Origin of the sequence: Celeribacter sp. (assembly GCF_048259695.1) — a bacterium.
Taxonomy (GTDB): Bacteria; Pseudomonadota; Alphaproteobacteria; order Rhodobacterales; family Rhodobacteraceae; genus Celeribacter.
The window spans coordinates 26,965-44,947 of record NZ_JBLXHL010000006.1; the positions used below are offsets into that span (position 1 = coordinate 26,965).

Annotated in this window: 15 protein-coding genes and 1 tRNA gene; 6 read left to right on the forward strand and 10 right to left on the reverse strand. The window is 61.6% G+C overall.

Going from position 1 to position 17,983, the window contains the following annotated elements; translation table 11 throughout:
• Positions 1–120: 120 nt before the first annotated feature.
• The 4 genes from ACN0Q0_RS12105 to ACN0Q0_RS12120 all read left to right on the forward strand — a co-directional run bounded on the left by ACN0Q0_RS12105 (position 121) and on the right by ACN0Q0_RS12120 (position 4,516).
• Entirely contained in the window at positions 121–1,152 is a 1,032-nt protein-coding gene (locus ACN0Q0_RS12105) for a cysteine synthase A (RefSeq protein WP_417243657.1), read from the forward strand.
• The gene (locus ACN0Q0_RS12110) at positions 1,152–3,602 is read left to right on the forward strand and encodes a DUF3772 domain-containing protein (RefSeq protein ID WP_417243658.1); all 2,451 of its coding nucleotides are present in this window, start codon (positions 1,152–1,154) and stop codon (positions 3,600–3,602) included. Before ACN0Q0_RS12105 ends, ACN0Q0_RS12110 begins: the two co-directional genes overlap by 1 nt.
• Complete coding sequence (locus ACN0Q0_RS12115) at positions 3,599–4,318, forward strand: alanyl-tRNA editing protein (RefSeq protein ID WP_417243659.1); 720 nt, start codon at positions 3,599–3,601, stop codon at positions 4,316–4,318. Before ACN0Q0_RS12110 ends, ACN0Q0_RS12115 begins: the two co-directional genes overlap by 4 nt.
• Before the next feature lie 108 nt (positions 4,319–4,426).
• Positions 4,427–4,516: transfer RNA gene (locus ACN0Q0_RS12120), tRNA-Ser, on the forward strand.
• Between the two features lie 335 nt (positions 4,517–4,851).
• Here the strand turns inward: ACN0Q0_RS12120 and ACN0Q0_RS12125 are convergent.
• Positions 4,852–6,873 carry a TRAP transporter permease gene (locus ACN0Q0_RS12125; protein ID WP_417243660.1) on the reverse strand — a complete coding sequence of 674 codons (2,022 nt, stop codon included), beginning with the start codon at positions 6,871–6,873 and terminating at the stop codon, positions 4,852–4,854.
• Positions 6,874–6,951: 78 nt separating this feature from the next.
• Positions 6,952–7,956 (reverse strand): TAXI family TRAP transporter solute-binding subunit, encoded by a 1,005-nt coding sequence (locus tag ACN0Q0_RS12130; protein ID WP_417243661.1) that lies wholly within the window; start codon positions 7,954–7,956, stop codon positions 6,952–6,954.
• Positions 7,957–8,214: 258 nt separating this feature from the next.
• Here ACN0Q0_RS12130 and ACN0Q0_RS12135 point away from each other — a divergent pair, with 258 nt between their 5' ends.
• Positions 8,215–8,550, forward strand: a complete 336-nt coding sequence (locus tag ACN0Q0_RS12135) for an EthD family reductase (protein ID WP_417243662.1) — start codon at positions 8,215–8,217, stop codon at positions 8,548–8,550.
• Positions 8,551–8,596: 46 nt separating this feature from the next.
• Positions 8,597–8,920 carry an arsenate reductase family protein gene (locus tag ACN0Q0_RS12140; RefSeq protein WP_417243663.1) on the forward strand — a complete coding sequence of 108 codons (324 nt, stop codon included), beginning with the start codon at positions 8,597–8,599 and terminating at the stop codon, positions 8,918–8,920.
• A gap of 104 nt (positions 8,921–9,024) precedes the next feature.
• On the opposite strand, the gene ACN0Q0_RS12145 is transcribed toward ACN0Q0_RS12140, so the two are convergent.
• The 8 genes from ACN0Q0_RS12145 to ACN0Q0_RS12180 form a co-directional block, all read right to left on the reverse strand.
• Entirely contained in the window at positions 9,025–9,543 is a 519-nt protein-coding gene (locus ACN0Q0_RS12145; RefSeq protein ID WP_417243664.1) for a redoxin domain-containing protein, read from the reverse strand.
• 105 nt (positions 9,544–9,648) lie between these two features.
• Entirely contained in the window at positions 9,649–12,741 is a 3,093-nt protein-coding gene (locus ACN0Q0_RS12150; protein WP_417243665.1) for an efflux RND transporter permease subunit, read from the reverse strand.
• On the reverse strand, positions 12,738–14,147 hold the full coding sequence (locus ACN0Q0_RS12155; RefSeq protein ID WP_417243666.1) for an HlyD family secretion protein: 1,410 nt from the start codon (positions 14,145–14,147) through the stop codon (positions 12,738–12,740). The genes ACN0Q0_RS12150 and ACN0Q0_RS12155 overlap by 4 nt, the downstream gene beginning before the upstream one ends.
• Positions 14,144–14,755, reverse strand: a complete 612-nt coding sequence (locus ACN0Q0_RS12160) for a TetR/AcrR family transcriptional regulator (protein ID WP_417243667.1) — start codon at positions 14,753–14,755, stop codon at positions 14,144–14,146. The genes ACN0Q0_RS12155 and ACN0Q0_RS12160 overlap by 4 nt, the downstream gene beginning before the upstream one ends.
• Entirely contained in the window at positions 14,752–15,159 is a 408-nt protein-coding gene (locus ACN0Q0_RS12165) for a hypothetical protein (RefSeq protein ID WP_417243668.1), read from the reverse strand. The genes ACN0Q0_RS12160 and ACN0Q0_RS12165 overlap by 4 nt, the downstream gene beginning before the upstream one ends.
• A gap of 134 nt (positions 15,160–15,293) precedes the next feature.
• A complete protein-coding gene (gene trhA, locus ACN0Q0_RS12170) occupies positions 15,294–15,947 on the reverse strand; it encodes a PAQR family membrane homeostasis protein TrhA (protein ID WP_417243669.1) in 654 nt (217 codons plus the stop codon).
• A 134-nt stretch (positions 15,948–16,081) separates the two neighbouring features.
• Positions 16,082–17,137 carry an ABC transporter ATP-binding protein gene (locus ACN0Q0_RS12175; protein ID WP_417243670.1) on the reverse strand — a complete coding sequence of 352 codons (1,056 nt, stop codon included), beginning with the start codon at positions 17,135–17,137 and terminating at the stop codon, positions 16,082–16,084.
• 10 nt (positions 17,138–17,147) lie between these two features.
• On the reverse strand, positions 17,148–17,936 hold the full coding sequence (locus ACN0Q0_RS12180) for an IclR family transcriptional regulator (protein WP_417243671.1): 789 nt from the start codon (positions 17,934–17,936) through the stop codon (positions 17,148–17,150).
• Positions 17,937–17,983: the final 47 nt, after the last annotated feature.

Here is a 17,983-nt window from a genome sequence, read left to right on the forward strand (position 1 = left end):
ATGTTCCGTAGCGCCGTTGTTTTGTGGAATGCGGTCCTTGACTGGGGCGCGGTGGCTTGAGTTCCCGAAACAAGCGTCCTACACATTTCAAGACTGCCATATGAAAAAGGATCGCGGCCCATGCGTGTGAACAAAGACCTCATCGACACAATCGGCAACACCCCTTTGATCCGGTTGAACGGACCATCGGAGGTCACGGGCTGTGAAATCCTCGGCAAGGCGGAGTTCCTCAACCCCGGTCAATCGGTCAAGGACCGTGCCGCGCTCTACATCATCAAGGATGCGGTGGAAAAGGGCCTGTTGAAACCCGGCGGCACGATTGTCGAGGGAACCGCGGGCAACACGGGCATCGGTCTGGCGCTTGTGGGCGCGTCCTTGGGGTTCAAAACCGTGATTGTGATCCCCGAAACGCAATCGCAGGAGAAAAAGGACATGATCCGTCTGGCCGGCGCCGAGTTGGTTCAGGTCCCTGCGGCGCCGTACAAGAACCCCAACAACTATGTGCGCTATTCCGAACGGTTGGCGAACGCGTTGGCGCGTACCACCAACGAGGGGGTGATTTGGGCCAACCAGTTTGACAACGTCGCTAACCGTCAGGCCCATATCGAAACCACAGGCCCCGAGATCTGGGAGCAAACCGACGGTAAGGTCGACGGCTTTATCTGTGCCGTGGGCTCGGGCGGCACGCTTGCGGGTGTCGGTATGGCGCTTCAACCCAAGGGCGTGAAAATCGGTCTGGCCGATCCCATGGGCGCGGCCCTTCATAGCTATTACACCACGGGTGAATTGAAATCCGAGGGCTCGTCCATCACCGAGGGCATCGGTCAGGGGCGCATCACCGCCAACCTCGAAGGGTTCAAACCCGATTATTCCTATCAGGTCACTGACAAAGAGGCCTTGCCCGTGGTGTTCGATCTGTTGCGCGACGAGGGTCTGTGTCTTGGCGGGTCGTCGGGTATCAACGTGGCGGGCGCGATGAAAATGGCGCGTGACATGGGGCCGGGCAACCGCATCGTGACCATCTTGTGTGATTATGGTACACGCTATCAGTCGAAACTGTTCAACCCCGAGTTTTTGCATGAAATGGGGCTGCCCGTGCCGCAATGGTTGGCGCGTGCTCCGCAAATTCTCCCCGACGTTTACGAGGGCTAATGCGCCACGCCATCACCCGCTTGATCCTGATTCTTGCGCTGTGCCTGCCGCTTGCGGCGGTGGCGCAGGATATTGTTGCCCCCGACTATGACACATGGGAGGGCGTGGCGAGTAGGGCCGAAACAGCGGTAGAGGGCGGGGCCGCGGATGACGCCACACTCGATGCGCTGCGCACAGATCTGGCGAAATGGCGCGACCAGTTCCTAAGCGCCGAAGGCATCAATGCGGCGCGGATTTCGACCCTGCGTGCACAGGTCGCCACATTGGGTGAACCGCCCGCCGAGGGGGCCGAGGAACCCGCCGATGTGGCGGCGCGGCGCAAAGAGCTCAACGATCAACTCGACCGCGCTCTGGCGCCGGTGCGCAGTGCCGAAGAGGCCTATACCCGTGCTGACGGGTTGATCGGCGAGATCGACGATGTGTTGATCACACGTCAGGCCGATGCGCTGATGGAATTGGGACCAACGCCGCTCAATCCCGTCAACTGGCCGACGGCGCTCACCGATTTGACCTCCACCGCCCTGACAGCATGGACCCGTATCGTGGACAACGCCGGATCGGCGCGTGGGCTGTCCACCCTGAAATCCAACGCCGCCACGATCATTTTCTTTGCGATGGTCGGGTTTGTCCTGATCTTGCGCGGGCGGGTCTGGTCGGTGCGGGCCTCCGACAAGGTGCAAAGCCACGTGACGGGCAAGGCGGGGCGTGGCGTGTCCGGTTTCGTGGGCTCGCTCGGACTGGTCGTCCTGCCCGTGGCGGGCCTGTTTGCGCTCTCGCAAGCGGCGCAATCCACGGGGCTGCTCGGGGCGCGGGGCGAGGCGGCGTTCGAGGCGCTGCCGCGGATCGGCCTGTTCTATTTCACCGCGCGGTGGTTGGCCGTGCGGGTGTTGGGGGCAACGGAAACCTCCGAGCCGCTGTTCGATCTCACCCCGCTGCAAACCCGCGAGGCCTCGGGGCATCTGTCGTTGATGGCGGTGATGTACGGGCTGAGCCTGTTGCTTGATGACTTGGCTGTGATCGACAAATTCACCCCGGCGTCCCTCAACGTTCTGAGTTACCCGCTTGTGGTGCTGACCGCTTTGTCGTTGTTCCGCTTCGGCCAGATCCTTGCCTCCTCGGGCAAGCGCCAGTCGGCGGCGATGGAGGTCGAGGACAGTGAGGCCCCCCCCTCGCAAGGGTTCGTGGCCTTGGTCAGCAGCACGGCGGCGCGGGTCATTCGTCCGGGGGCCGCTCTGGCCGTTGTTCTGGGGGCTGTCGGCTATATGTCGGCGGCCAAGGGGTTGGTTTATCCTGCGGTGCTCACGCTTGCGCTGTTTGGCGCTCTTTTGGTGATCTCGCGCTTTATTTCAGACCTTTATGCCGTGATGACGCGCCGCCCCGACGGGGTCAGCGAGGGGTTGGTTCCTGTGCTTGTGTCCGTGGTGCTGTTCGGGGTGTCCTTGCCCGCTATGGCGCTGATCTGGGGCGCGCGCGAGGAGCAGTTGTGGGAGGTCTGGGCGCGGATGAAAGAGGGGGTGTCCTTGGGCGATGCCCAGATTTCCATCACCGATTTCCTGACCTTTGCCATTGTGTTTGCCATCGGATTCGGCCTGACACGGTTGATCAAGGCGGCCTTATCCTCGTCGATCCTGCCCAAAACCAAACTCGACAAGGGCGGCCAGAACGCGATTCTCGCAGGCACCGGATATCTGGGGATTATCCTCGCGGCGATTATCGCCATCACGGCGGCCGGCATTGATCTTTCGGCTCTGGCCATCGTGGCGGGGGCGTTGTCCGTCGGGATCGGTTTCGGCCTGCAAAACATTGTCCAGAACTTTGTCTCCGGTATTATTTTGCTCATTGAGCGCCCCGTGTCCGAGGGCGACTGGATCGAAGTGGGCGGGCAAATGGGCTTTGTCCGCAATATCTCCGTGCGCTCGACGCGGGTTGAGACCTTTGACCGTACCGACGTGATCGTCCCCAACGCCGATCTGATTTCCAACGCCGTGACCAACTACACCCGCGGCAATCTCATCGGGCGTGTGACGGTCAAGGTCGGCGTGGCCTATGGCACCGATACGCGCCGTGTCGAAACCATTTTGCGCGAGATTGTCGAGGCGCAGCCGATGGTGCTTTTGAACCCTGCGCCGCAGGTGCTGTTCACGGGGTTCGGTGCCGATGCGCTTGACTTCGAGGTGCGTGCGATCCTGCGCGATGTGACCTATATTATGGTCGTGACCAATGACGTGAACCACGAGATTGCCAAGCGGTTTGGCGAAGAGGGCATTGAAATTCCCTTTGCGCAGCGTGACATCTGGCTGCGCAATCCCGAGGCCCTCACGGGGCGCACCCCGCCCGCAACGCATAAACCCGAGGATGATGCGCTTGTCGATGTCGAGGCGCTCACCGAGGGCGATGCGGCCACCCCCGACGGGGCCACGGATGGCGATGGAGATGGAGATAGCATATGACGACACGCCCCCTGTTTCGCGACGACGCCTATCAGGCGGAGTGCACCGCACAGGTCACGGCCCTCACACCCGAGGGCGGAATCATTTGCGATGCGTCGGTGTTCTACCCGACGGGGGGCGGTCAGCCGGGCGATAGCGGACGTCTCGATTGGGAAGGGGGCGCGATTTCGATTGCGACCGCGGTGAAGGGCGACAATGGCGCGATCATCCTCGTTCCGGCCTCGCCCGTGGAATTGCCCCCCGTGGGGACACAGGTCACACAGCGCCTTGACTGGGCGTTGCGCCACCGTCACATGCGTGTCCACACCGCGCTGCACCTGTTGTCGGTGGTGATCCCGTTGCCCGTTTCCGGCGGCGCGATCGGGTCGGAAAAGGGCCGTCTGGACTTTGATATGACCGAGCCGCCCGAGGACAAACAGCAGATCGAGGACCGCCTCAACGCGCTGATCGAACAAGATCTGAAGGTCAGTGACGACTGGATCACCGATGCGGCGCTTTTGGCCAATCCGGCGCTTGTCAAAACCATGTCCGTCATGCCGCCCATGGGGCAGGGGCGCGTGCGCCTTGTGCGGATTGGTGACGACACGACCCAGGTGGACCTGCAACCGTGCGGTGGCACCCATGTGGCGCGCACGGCGGAAATCGGGCGTATTCGCATCGGAAAAATCGAAAAGAAAGGCCGCCAGAACCGGCGCGTCACGATCCATCTCGATTGACCGGTTCAAGGCGGTGTAGAGCGCAATATCGCGCCGGATTAAAAAACTACAAAATCCGCAAAGTCAGGGGTTGCACACCCCGCGCTTTCTAAAATATAGACGCCCCACGGACAGGTGGCCGAGTGGTCGAAGGCGCACGCCTGGAAAGTGTGTAGGCGGGAGACCGTCTCCAGGGTTCGAATCCCTGTCTGTCCGCCACTACCCCCCCCTTCAAAAATCGTGAATACGACATGCGGCTCCGGTGCGGGCCTTTTTCCATTTCGGGTCATCGCAGGCAGAAGGCCATCGGGTTTTCGCAAGTTTGGCCGTGCGGCCGGAGCCGGTCGCCGTGCGTCATTGCGGCGTTTGTTTGTGTCGTGTTTTGTGGGGGCGGGCGTGTTGCTTTCGTACCCTGTCGCCATCGGGTGGCGTACCTGTTCGGGTGTCAGCTGTGTGCCGGAACCGGTCTGTGGTGTCTCGTTCGCGCAGGGCAAAGGACGGTGGTTTGTGTCTGGCCATTGTCACGGCCAGACACGCGATGATGTGGGCCGGTATCAGGCCTTGGCGCGGTTGTATTGCACGAACACAATCGGGGACATGAGCGCAAGGCCGAGGAGCATTGTGGTCAGGCCGGGTGCGATAAAGAGGAACGACACCATTGCAACCCACCAACGTTCCCATGTTTTGAGCGGGGCCAGAAGGAAGCCGGAGAACGACACCCCGAGCGAGGCAATCCCGAGCATGGCGCCGAGCAGTGTCACCGTGAACAGGTACCATGTGAACCCGTCCGCAACCAGTAGCAAGGCGGGCGAATAGACGAACACGAACGGCACAAGGGCCTTGGCGATGCCAAGCCGGAAGGCGGTGTTCCCCGTCTTGAACGGATTGGATCCCGCGATGCCCGCAGCGGCGTAGGCGGCCAGTGCCACAGGCGGGGTGATGTCCGCCAGAACGCCGTAATAGAACACAAAGAAGTGCGCCACGAGCGGTTGGATTTCAAGCACGGCGAGGGCAGGGGCGGCCACGGCAACCAGAATGATATAGGTCGCGGTGGTGGGGATGCCCGCGCCCATGATGATGCACGCGACGGCGATCAGGATGAGCGACATGAACAGGGCCCATTGTGTTACCGTGAAGTATCCGAGCACGGGCAGGGCGCTGAGGAATGTGCCGATGTCGGTTGCGGTTTGCACAACGACATAGCCAAGGCGAAAGCCGACGCCGGTGAGGGTCACAACACCAACGACAACGCCGACGGTCGCCGCTGCGGCGCCCACGGCAAGGGTATTCTTTGCCCCCGAGGCCAAGCTGTCCCACAGGTCTTTGACGTTGAGGCGGTGGGTGGGGTTCAAGAACCCGACCACGACGCAGGCGATGATGCCATAGACCGCAGCAAAGTCGGGGGTTTTGCCCGAGAGGATCATATAAACGAGGATGATCAGCGGGATGAGGCTGAGCCAGTGATCTTTGAGAACCACGCCGAGTTTTGGCAATTCTTCGGCGCGCAACCCGCGCAGGCCCAGTTTTTTGGCCTCGAGGTGGACCATGATGAAGATGCCGAAATAGTGCAGCAGCGCGGGAAAGAGGGCGGCGGCGAGCACATCACGCAGCGGGATTTCCAGATATTCGACCATGATAAAGGCCGCCGCCCCCATGATGGGCGGGGTGATCTGGCCGCCCGTGGACGAGGTGGCCTCGACCGCGCCCGAGAAATGCGCGGGGTAGCCGACGCGTTTCATCGCGGGGATGGTCAGGGCGCCCGTGGTCACGGTGTTGGCAATGGAGGATCCGGAAATCGTCCCCATAAAGGCGCTCGAAAAGATCGCGACTTTGGCGGGGCCGCCAGAATACCGGCCCGCAATCACCATCGCCAGATCGATGAACAGCTGGCCCAGGCCGATGCGGGTGGCCAGAACGCCGAACAAAATGAACAAAAAGACATATTGCGCCATCACGCCGATGGCGATGCCGTAGATCCCCTGGTTCGTCATATACAGGTGGTTGATGATGCCCAACCACGAGGAGCCGCCATGTTTCAATGCGCCGGGCATCCACGGGCCGAAATAGGCAAAGCCGATGAACAACAGGCCGATGATCGGCAGTGTCGGACCAACGCTGCGGCGGGTCGCCTCTAACGTCAGCACCAAAAGCGCTGTTCCCATAAAGATGTCGGTGGAGGATGGATTGCCAACCCGTTGGCCAAGGGCCGATGCGGGCAAGAGCGGCAGATACATCGCCGCCCCGACGGCAAGCAGGGCAAAGACGATATCAAACACGGGGATCCCATCCACGCGGTACCATGCTTTGGCGGGCAGGGTGTCGTCGGATCTGCGCAGGCCGAACAACAAGAACACAAGGCCAAGCACAAAGGAGAGGTGAATACCGCGATGCACCAATTCGCGGACAAGGCCAAAGCCCGAAGCATAAAAATGGTAGACGGACATCGATACCAATATGGCCGCGATCAGAAATCCGATCTTCGCCCCCGTTGGACGAAACGCCGTTTCCGGATCAAATTTGCGTTCGATCTCGGCCAGTTGTTCTGGCGTAAGCTCGGGTGTGGTGTCTGCGGTCATGGCCAAATTCCGTATCAGATTTTAAAAATGGCCCCGGTCACAAAAGGTGTCCGGGGCCGATATCATGATGTGTTCGGTTTACTTGAGAACACCGGCTTCGCGGTAGAACCGCTCTGCACCGGCATGCAGCGGAACGCCAAGACCGTTCAGGGCTGTATCAACGGTGATGTTCTTGCCTTTGGCGTGACCAATGTCGAGCAAGGTGCGGGACTCTTCGTTCCACAGAGCTTTGGTGATGTTGTAGATCAGCTCGTCATCTTCCTTGGCGGAGGTGAACCACTGTGCGCCAACAGCCACGGTTGTGGTCGCGTCTACGCCCTCATAGGTCCCCGCAGGGATGTCGGAGGACGAAAAGAAGCCGTGCTTTTCGGTCAAGGCCGCGGCACCTGCGCCGTCAATCGGCACCAGTTTGATGTCGGCGGCGGAGGCGAGTTCGACAAGCGACCCTGTCGGGTAGCCAGCAACCACAAAGAAGGCATCGATCTTGCCGTTGCGCAGGGCTTCGGACGCTGCGCCGCCTTTGAGGGCTTCGGCGGTGACGTCGTCGATGGTGAGGCCGTTGGCCTCGAGGATCAGGTTGGCGTCGACATATGTCCCCGAGCCGGGCTCGTCCAGAGACACGCGCTTGCCCGCCAGATCGGCCACGGAATCAATACCGCTGTCGGCCATGGCCACGAGGTGGATATGCTCGTCAAACAGCGCTGCAATGGTGCGCAGGTCGGTGACGGGATCGCTGCCTTCCATCGTGCCTGTGCCGGTGTAGGCCCAATAGGCGACGTCGGATTGTGCAAAGCCGGAGTTGCGCAGGCCGGACACAATGGCGTTCACGTTGTCGACCGAACCGCGTGAGGACACGGCGGATGCAATCAGACCCTCAACTCCGCACGAGCCGCCTTCGCCGCATTCGCGCGATCCGGGGGGCTTGGAAATGGCGTTCGCGATGACGCCGCCAACGGGGTAATAGGTATAGGCCGTGCCGCCTGTGCCGATTGTAAAGAAGTTCAGGTCCTGCGCGGATGCGGCGCTTGTCAGGCCGAGGGCCAGGACGGCGCTCACGGCGGCGGTTTTCAATGTCGAGATCATATGATCCTCCCTTGTGGTTCTTGTTCGAAGCCCGGTCATTATGTTGACCTGTCGAGTGATGCCAATGCCATCACGGGCTGTTGAGGCGTTATTGATACCTGAAACTCACCGGAATGCGATGGGTTTTTCAACAAAAACACCCGTGCCGTCGCGCAACCCGCCACAGATGTGTCGCGGTTTGGCATTGCGTCCCGATGGGGGATCATTATGACGGATTGTGAGGAGCAATCGGTGCTCTGCTCAGGAAAAGAGGCTGAAATGTTTGTACGCTGTGCGTTTTTCAAAGGCAAAATCAAACCGGGTATGGACGAGGCGTTTCATGCCCATTGGCGCGAGAACCTTGTGCCGCTCTGGGGCGCGTTTCCCAAATTGTTGGAGCTGCGGGTGATGCGTGAAGTGGAAAGTGACGATCCCGAAAGCCCGTTCCCGCTTGTCATGGCGATGAAATTCGAAACGCGCGATGACATCGAGGAGGCGCTGGCCTCACCGACCCGTTGGGCCAGTAAAGAAACCTCGAAAAAACTGTTCGAGATGTTCGATGGCCATGTCATTCACACCGTGTTTGCCGCCGATCAATTCGACCCGATTGCCTGACCGGACTGCCTGACCGGTTCGGGCCGGTATCAAAGGAGACGACACCATGTTGATGTATGGATTAAGCACCTGTGCGCTGTGCCAACGGGCGCGCAAGACGCTTGAGGCCGCGGGCAAAGAGGTGACGTTTCGCGATGTGCGGGCCGAACCGCTCGGTGCGGCGGAACTGTCGGAGTTGGTTGTCGAATTCGGCGACCGTTTGGTGGATCGCACCACTCCCGATTACCGCGCGCTCAGTGACTGGTTGAAGAACTCGGACGTTGACGCGCAAATCGAACAAAAGCCAAAGGTGATGGCGCGTCCGGTGATCCGCGATGGCGACACTTTTTACCTCGGGTGGGATGACGCGGTGCACGCTGCGCTGATCTAGGCCGGGTTTTGTGCGCACAAATATATATGTGCCGCACGGAGGCGCGGCACATATTTGAGCGGGACTCTTGCGCGGGTTGAGCGGGCTAAATCACCGCCTGTGTGTCATGCCATGCCGCGGGGCGGGCGGTCATTGTCCTTGGTGAAGATCATGCCGTCGAGCAACTCGGCGAGGTCGGGACGCGCCGAGGGGCCGTTGGAGATCGACACCAACAACAGGCTGCCGTCCGGACGGGTCACAAAGACCGCAGGCTCGGCAAATCTGCGGTCGGTTTCTGTTGCGCTCAACGGGTCGGAAACATAGACGCCAAGCGTGGCCATCTGGTCCTCTGACAGGCCGTAGCCGGTGTCGAATGCCCACCCGAATGCGTCGCGGTCGGCTTGGGCCTTTTCCTCGGGATCGGCCGAAACCACCGCGATGTCGAACCCTGCATCATACCATTTCTGGCGCATGTCGTTCAAAAGGGTAAGGTACTTTTTGCAACGGCCACAATGCTGTCCACGGTACACCACGATCAGGGACCACCTGTCGCGCGCCCCTCCGAGGGTGATCTCTCCCCCGCCAAGTTTGGCAAGGGTCAGGGGGGGAAGTGTGGAGCCGGCAACGGGTTTGGGTGTGGGCATATGTCTGGTTTCCTTATGGGACAGGGCAAGGGTAGCGCCGCACCACGCAGCCTGCAATGCGGGTGTGCGCACATGGCATTTGCGCACACCGGTCATCGGGTTACATCACGCCGCTTTGGCCAGAGTGCTCAGGCCGAGATCATCCAGAATGGCGTAAATCGCAGGCAGAACGAACAGCACGACAACACTGGCGCTGAGCAAGCCAAACACCAGACTGGCCACCAACGGGATCAGGATTTGCGCCTGTAGACTGGTCTCGGTCAGAATCGGCAACAGCCCCGCCGTGGTTGTGGTGGTGGTCAAAAAGATCGCTCTGAACCGCGCCCGTGCCGCGCGGGCGGCGGCCTGCGACACGCTTGTCGCGCCGGTGTGTTCATGTTTGACGAAATCCACCAACAGGATCGAGTTGTTCACCACGACACCGGCAAGGGCGATGAACCCCAACATGCTTGGCATCGAAAAATCCAGTCCCATTGCCATATGGCCGAAAATGGCCCCGGGCAGGGAGAGCGGGATGACGAGCATCACCACGATGGGTTCCAAATAGGACCGGAACAGAAAACTCAGCAGCAAGAACACCCCCAACAGCCCGATCACAAACCCTTTGAGCATGGATTTTTGCGTTGTGGTGGCCTCGGCATTCTGGCCCTCGATATCCAGTGACACGCTCGGGTATTGCGCCAGAAGCGTCGGGATGAACCGCTCAAGGGTGTCGCCCACGATGGCGTTGGCATTCGCGGTTCGGGTGTCGATCGACCCCTGAACGGTGACCGTGCGCACCCCGTTTTCGCGGTTGATCCGGCTGTAGCCCTGACCAAGGGTGACATCGGCCACAACGCGCAACGGCACGTAAGATCCGTCGGCGCGGGTGAGGGTGAAATCGTCAAATACCCTGCGGTTGCTGCGATCATCGGGGGTCAGGTGCGCGGTCACTTCGACGAGATTGCCGTTGAGTTGCAGCTCGCTGATTGTGGTGCCGAAATAGGCGGCCCGCAGTTGATCCGCCACCATCGCGGCGGTGATCCCCATCGGTCCGGCCGCATCGGTGAGGGTCACGCGCAATTCGCGTTTGCCCGGACGTAGATCATCCAGAACCGAGGTGACGCCATCGTATTGCCAGAGCCAGTCCTGAAGCGCGAGGGCGGCGGATTTCAGGGCCGTCAGGTCATCGCCTTTCAGGTGTAGGTCAATCGCGATCCCCGCCGGACCAATCGTGCTTTCGGCAAATTTCAGGCTGATGACATCCGGCACGGGGCCAACACTGTCGCGCCATGCCGCCATGATGTCATCGGGGCTTGAGACCCGTTGCGCCGAAGCCAGGAGATCGACACTGACCGTGACCACATGCGCCCCCGTTTCAAACGCGTCCTGATTGACGCCGTGAAAGACCGAGACATGTTGCACCAACGCCGCCCCGTCGGGTTGCGCGGGGCTCAAGGTGGCGTTGACCGCGTTCAGGCCGGTTTCGAGGCGGGCCACGATCTGGTCCGTGCGCGACAGTGGCGTGCCCTGGGGCAACAGGACGCGGGCGACAATGGTGTCGCCGTCCAGTTCGGGAAAGGCGGTGAATTTGAGGTAGCCGCCCGCCAACATACTGGCCGAGATCAACAAAATGGCAAGTGACACCCCCGCCGTGGCATAGCGCCACCGGATGGTCAGATCGACCAGTGGCCCGACAACACGTTCGCGGGTCCAGTTCACAAATGCCTCGACCCGCGCCCGAATGCCCGTGGCATGGTCGGAGACTTCGAGGCTGTGGATCAGGTGGTGGGGCAGGATCAGAAAGGCTTCGATCAGTGACACCATCAGAACGAACAGCATCACAACAGGGACCACACGCAACACCGCGCCCAGATCGCCCGACAAAAAGGCGAGCGATCCGAAAATCATCGCGGTGGTGCCAAAGGAGGCGACCACATTCGGGAACACCTGTGCGGCGCCCTCGACGGCGGCGTCCAGAGCGCTGCGCCCCTTTTCGCGCAACCGCGAGATATTTTCGGCAATGACGATGGCGTCATCCATCAACAGGCCGATCACGATCAATAGTCCCAGTGTCGTCATCAGGTTGAGCGAGTAGCCGACAAGCCCCATGAGAGCGACGCCGCCCATAAACGAGACGGGCAAGCCCATGGCCACCCAGAACGAAAACCGAAAGCCAAAGAACAACCACAGCACCGCAAACACGAGCGCCAATCCCTGTGCGCCATTGATAATCACGAGGGTGAGCCGTTCGCGCACCACCGATGCGCCATCCGCGGTGATGGTCAGGGTCACGCCGGCGGGGGCCCGGGCGCGTTCGGCCTCCAGATAGGCCTTGAGCGCGTCGAGTGTGCGCAGGCTGTCTTCGGCGCGGGTTTTGGTGATGTCCAGAATCGCGGCGGGTTTGCCATCAAAGGTGATGACGTCATCGTCGGCGGCAAACCCTGCGGTAATATCGGCAAGGTCACCGAGCCGCACCACGCCGCCTTGCGCGGTGGAGCGCACAATGAGTGCGGCCAGAGTGTCGGGCGTGCGCCGTTCCTCGTCCACGCGGATCAACAGGGTTTCGGTTGCGGCCTCGATTGATCCGGTGGGCAATTCCAGACTGGCGGCCTGAACCGCGCGGGCGACATCCGCCACGGAGACGCCGAATTTCCGAAGATCTGCGGCCCGCAGGTCGATCTGGAATTCGCGCGTGGAAAAACCGCGGATATCAACGCGGTCGATGCCGCCCCACCGCCTCATATCCGTGCGGATTTGATCGGCGTAGGCGTGAAGGTCGCGGCGCGAGGTGGGGCCGGTGATGGCGACGGAGGCGACGAAATCAGTGAGGCCCAGTGGTCTGGTGGTGGCGGCCTCGGCGCGTTCGGGAAAGTCGGTGATGGCGTCGATTTCGGATTTCACCTCGGCCACGAAGGCCTGAAAATCATCGCCTTCGCGCATCCGTACCACGGCGCGGGCGGCGTTTTCGCGGGCGTCACAGGCGTGGCGCTCGATCCCCGTGACCGCGTCCAGAGCCGTCTCGATCCGCTCGCATATCGCGGTTTCCACATCTTCGGGACGCGCGCCGGGGTAGGGGACGTTGATTTCGACCTCGCTCGGTTCCGCGTGCGGAAAGGTTTCGCGCAGCAACGAGGGGCTGACCAGAACACCGGCGGCCAGAAACAGGATCATCAGCAGGTTGGCAATCGTCGGGTGGGCCGCAAAGAACCGGATCATGGGCGGGCATCCTGCGCCAGAAGGTCCGGCATCAAACCGGTGTCGGGATGGGGATCGAGCAGCAGCCCCGCAATCACGGGGGTCGGGGTGGCGAGCACGATCCGGCTGCCATCGGGCAGGGTGCCGGATGGCGTTGGCATGAACAGGGCGATATCCCCCTGAACCAGATAGGGGGTCGCGGGGGTGATCCGCAGCCGGTTGGCATCGTCCACGGTGTAGAGTGCCTCCCCGTGCAGGGCGCTGCGCGGCACCACAAGTCCCGTGATGGGCGCGGCCTGCAGGATCACATCGACAAACATGCCTTTGGTCAGGGGCGGGCGGGTGCCGACCGCGGTCTGGCTGTAGGCGGCGTCCACCTGAACCACCACGCCGACGGTGCCGGTTTGGGGGTCGATGCCATCGCTGATCCGGTCCACCGAGGCGGGCCATGTGACCACATCGCGGCCCAGACGCAGCTGCACCCGGGCCGTCAGCCCGAGATCGCGTAGCGCACCGGTCATGTGGGTCGGGTCAACGGACAGGGGCGCGGTTTGGTCTGTGGTGGTGGCGGCATCGGAGGTGTCCGCTTCGGGCGCGGGATGCGGTCGCATCAGGTCACGGAGCGCCGTCATCGGCACCTGAACCTCGATCTCGGCGGTGTCGATCCCGTCAAACAGGGCGGTGGTTTGCCCCACTTTGACGACCTGTCCGACCTCGACGCTATGGGCCGCAACCCGCGCGGTGAACGGCAGGGTTATGTGGGTGCGTGCCAGATTGCGTTCGGCGGTGGCAAGGGTGGTTTCATACACGGCGATCTGTTCGGTTTGAACCGCGCGTTGGGTCGGAATGAGGGCCAGTGTGCCTTCGGCGTTTTGCACCTTTTGACGCTGTGCCAGATGGGCGGCCTGTGCCGCATCCCGCGCCGTTTGCGTCAGTGTTCCCGCCGCAAATAACGTCTGCGCCCGTGCCAGTTCCGCCGTTTTCACCGCAAGCACATCGCGCTCGATCGCCAGTATCGCCTGTTGATTGGCCTCGGACACGTCGAGTTCGGCCAACCGAGCCCGAGCGGAGCGGATATTGGCGTTGGCCTGTGCGATGGCGAGGTTGAAATCAATCGGTGACAGGCGCAGCACCTCGGCCCCTGCGGGCAAAATCGCACCGTCGCGCAGCTGCGGGTTGACGGCATCAACCGTTCCCCCGACCTCGGCGATGGCCTCGAATGTGCGCGCAGGCGTCACCCGTCCAAAGCCCACAATCGTCGGCACGATGGTGTGGTGTTCGGCGGTAACGACCCGCACCGCCGTGGCGCGTTCCGTCAATTCGGTGCGATCGGGCGTCGGGCTGTTGGCGATGATAAAGGCCAGAGTGCCGATGCCGATTGCCGTGATCGGAAGCGTGATAAACGCCAATTTGAAACCGGTTTTCATCGCGGGGCGTCCTCGTTTTCAAAAAGGGCCAGTTGGAGCGCGAGAAGGCGCGCCCCGTCGTCCAGAAGCGGGGCCGGATTGCGGGTCACAATCAGGCGCAACACCAGACTCTGGATGATGCCGAACACCAGTATCGCGGCGTCTTCGGCCAAAAGGTCCGCCCGCAAATGCCCCGCCGACCGGGCCTGTGTCAAAGCGTCCACGAGGGCGGCGCGAAAGCCGGTGACGGCGGCCTGAATGTCGCGGCGGGCATCGGTCAGCGCCCCCGTCGGGTCGCGTGTCACCATCAGTTCGGGCAGGGCGGGCGTGTCGGTCACAAGGCGCAGATGTCCGAGCACCAGATGGCGCACATTGTCCAACGGCGGCACGGCCGGGTCCATACCCGCACGGGTGTTGTTGCGAATACGGGCACAGAGCGTGCGGGCCGCCGCGTGCCAGATGTCTTCCTTTTTGGGGAAGTGTTTGTAGATCGCGGGTTGGCTCAACCCGAGCCGCGCCGCGATCCGTCCCGTTGTGACGTGATCGGGGCCGACCTCGAACGCCAGATCGAGGGTGGTGGCCAGAATTTCGGCCTTGCGGTCGGGGGATGATTTGCGCGTTTGTGTCACGGGCGCAGCGCCCGTTTCGCGAGGGATGCGGTTATGGCCCAGAAGGCAAAGCGGACGCCCAACGCGCCGACTGTGCGCATCTCGAACGGGGTGCCGCGCATCACCACGATTGCGAATCCTGCCGCGACGATGGCGGTGGCGATGGCAATCAACGCGGCAAGGCGTGCGGCCCACGGTTTGCCGCGCAACAGTCCGATGCCCGCCACGATATAGGCGGCCCCTGCGCCGAAATTGAACCAGACGACAAAGCCGATGTAGTTGCCCGCCCATGTGTGGGATGCTGCGGGTCCGAAAAGGACGCTGCCGCCTGAAAAGAGCGTCATTGCGCCAAACAGGATGGCAAAACCGGCGAGAGGTTTGAGCCAGCGGCGGGCGGGGGGGGATGTGTCAGTCTGGTGTGTCATAGCGAATCCTCCGTAAAGGTTATAGTGCTATAACTATCCGTGTGCGCCCCGTGGCGCAAGGTCTGCGGTGTGCGATCCCTCGCAATCGGGCCAGGTCGGAACGGAGTGGGACGCAACGGTAGCGGGCGTCGCCGTTACGAAAACAGCGCCAACCAGAGGCCCGCGAACATCGCGATGCCGCCGAAATTGACCCAGATGTGCCATATGGCATAGCGGAACGGCATGGATTTGCGGGCATAAAACCCCGTGCCAATGACATAGCTCGCGGCCCCGCCAAGGATGCACCACACGGTTGCCGCCGGCACATCTGTGAGGTCTGGCACGGCACACAACCCGATGGCCCCGAGGCCAAGGTAGGAGGCCGTCGACCACTTTGACTTGACCGCTGCGTTGGTGATTTTTTTCCAGATCGCCACCGCTGTCAGCGCCCAACAGATGCACAGCAAAGTGAGCGACCATGTGGTCCCTGCTTGCACAAAGAACGGCGTGAATGTACCTGTAATGCTTGGATAAATTGCCGAGTGATCAATGCGGCGCAACCGTGTGCGGTGGCGATGGAACGGCGAGAAATGATAGGTGAGCGAGGCGAGGTTGGAGGTGAGCGCACAGGCGACATAGACCACCACCGCCACGATCAGCGCGGGGTCAAGGGTGTGTGCGGCCTTGAAAATCAGCACGCTGCCCGCGCCGAGGATCAGGCCCAGACCGACGAGATGCACGGCCAGATCGGCGCGGCGATGCGACAGGATCGGGCTTGGGTAGGTCGGTGTCGTTGCGGGCATCGTCATGGCGGGCTCTCACGCTTGGGCTGCTCTGCGATACGTGGGATTGCCCGCGATGTCCATGATCCCGGCGCGTCACAAGGGATGTCCCTCCGCGCCCGAGGGCCGGCGCGGAGGGACACGTTTTCCCGTCGTCGGGATTAGCGCAGGCGCGCTTCGGTGGCGGCGTCAAACAGCATGACATCTTGCGGATCGAAATCGAGCGACACAGGATCGCCCTCGCGCATCCGGTCAAGGCCGCGTTCCTCGACCACGACCTTTTCGCCCGTTGATGTCACGACGTGGGTGTAGCTGACGCCGCCGAGCGCCTCGGACAGATCGACCGTGAGCGGGCCGTCACGGGTGATGGTGCATTGCTCGGGACGGATACCGACATGGACCGCGGTGCCATCGGCGGGCAGGGGCATCGCCACGGAAATGGTGCGGTCCAACGCGTCGATTCGCACCGCCCCCTTGTCGACCACGCCGTTCAAAAAGTTCATCGAGGGCGAGCCGATAAAGCCCGCGACGAATTTGTTGTCGGGGTCGCGGTAGAGGTCAAGCGGGGCGCCGACCTGTTCGATCCGGCCCGCCCGCAGCACCACGATTTTATCGGCCAGTGTCATGGCCTCGACCTGATCGTGGGTCACGTAGATCATCGTCGCGCCGATCTCTTTGTGCAGCCGCGCGATTTCCACCCGCATCTCGACGCGCAATTCGGCGTCAAGGTTGGACAGCGGTTCATCGAACAAGAACACCTCGGGGCCGCGCACAATGGCCCGCCCGATCGAGACGCGTTGGCGTTGGCCGCCCGAGAGGGCGGAGGGTTTGCGTTTGAGATAGTCGTCGAGTTTGAGAATACGGCTGGCTTCGGCGACTTTGGCCTCGATCTCGGCCTTGGGATAGCCGTTCATTTTCAGGCCGAACCCCATGTTTTCCTTGACCGTCATATGCGGATAGAGGGCGTAGGTCTGGAACACCATCGCCACCCCGCGCTCTGCGGGTTCCATGCGGGTCACATCGCGTTCCCCGATGACGATCTGGCCGGCCGAGGTCTCCTCCAGACCGGCGACCATGCGCAAAAGTGTGGATTTGCCACAGCCCGACGGGCCGACAAAGACGCAAAATTCCCCGTCATCGATCTCGAGGTCAACGCCGTGGATCACCTGTATGTCGCCGTATTTCTTGATTACGTTCTGTAGCGTTACACCTGTCATTGGGTCCTCCCTAGGCGGTCATTTTTGTTTCCGGGAAACGCCAGTTTTGCGCCTCTCGTGCGATGTGGTCGGCTGTGTCGCGAATGAGCGGCACAAATGTATCGAGGGTGTCGAGCGAGGATCGTAGTGTCGATGAGGTCACCGAGATCGCGCCAAGGACCCGTCCGCGTTCGCTGCGAATCGGCAGTGCCACACAGATGATTCCAAGCTCGTGTTCTTCGCGGTCATAGGCATGGCCACGCGCGCGAATGGCCGAAAGTTCCGCCTGGAGCGCGGCGGCGTCGGTCAATGTGCCATCGGTAAAGCGGTGCCATGATTGTTGCGCCAAAACACCCGCCAATTCATCCTCGGGCAGGTAGGCCATCATCGCTTTGCCAACGCCTGTACAATAGGCGGGGCCGACTTTTCCCGCTTCGGAATACATCGGTAGCGGTTGCAAGGCATTGCGTTTGTCGACGTAGATGACCTGTGCGTGATCGAGTTGTGCCAAGTGGACTGTTTCGCCAATTTTTTCTGACAAAGCATCAAGATAGGGACGTGCGATCGGTGCGAGGGAACTGGTGCGCCACGCATCATGGGCCAGTCGGACAAGGCGCACGCCAAGCGTATACATGCCCGTGTCGGGGTCATGCGACAACATGCGTTGGTTGGTGAGCGTTTGCAGCAGGCGGTAGAGCGTCGCCTTCGGGTAGGCGCTTGTGGCCAACAGATCGCTGAACCGGACAGGGCGGCCAAAGTGCGCAACCTCGTCGAGCACGGCGAGGGCCTTGCCCACGGTTCCGTCTATTTTGCTCTGCATTTTCCCTCCCTCGCCCAGGTGATCCTAGGAAACTGTTGACAAGACTA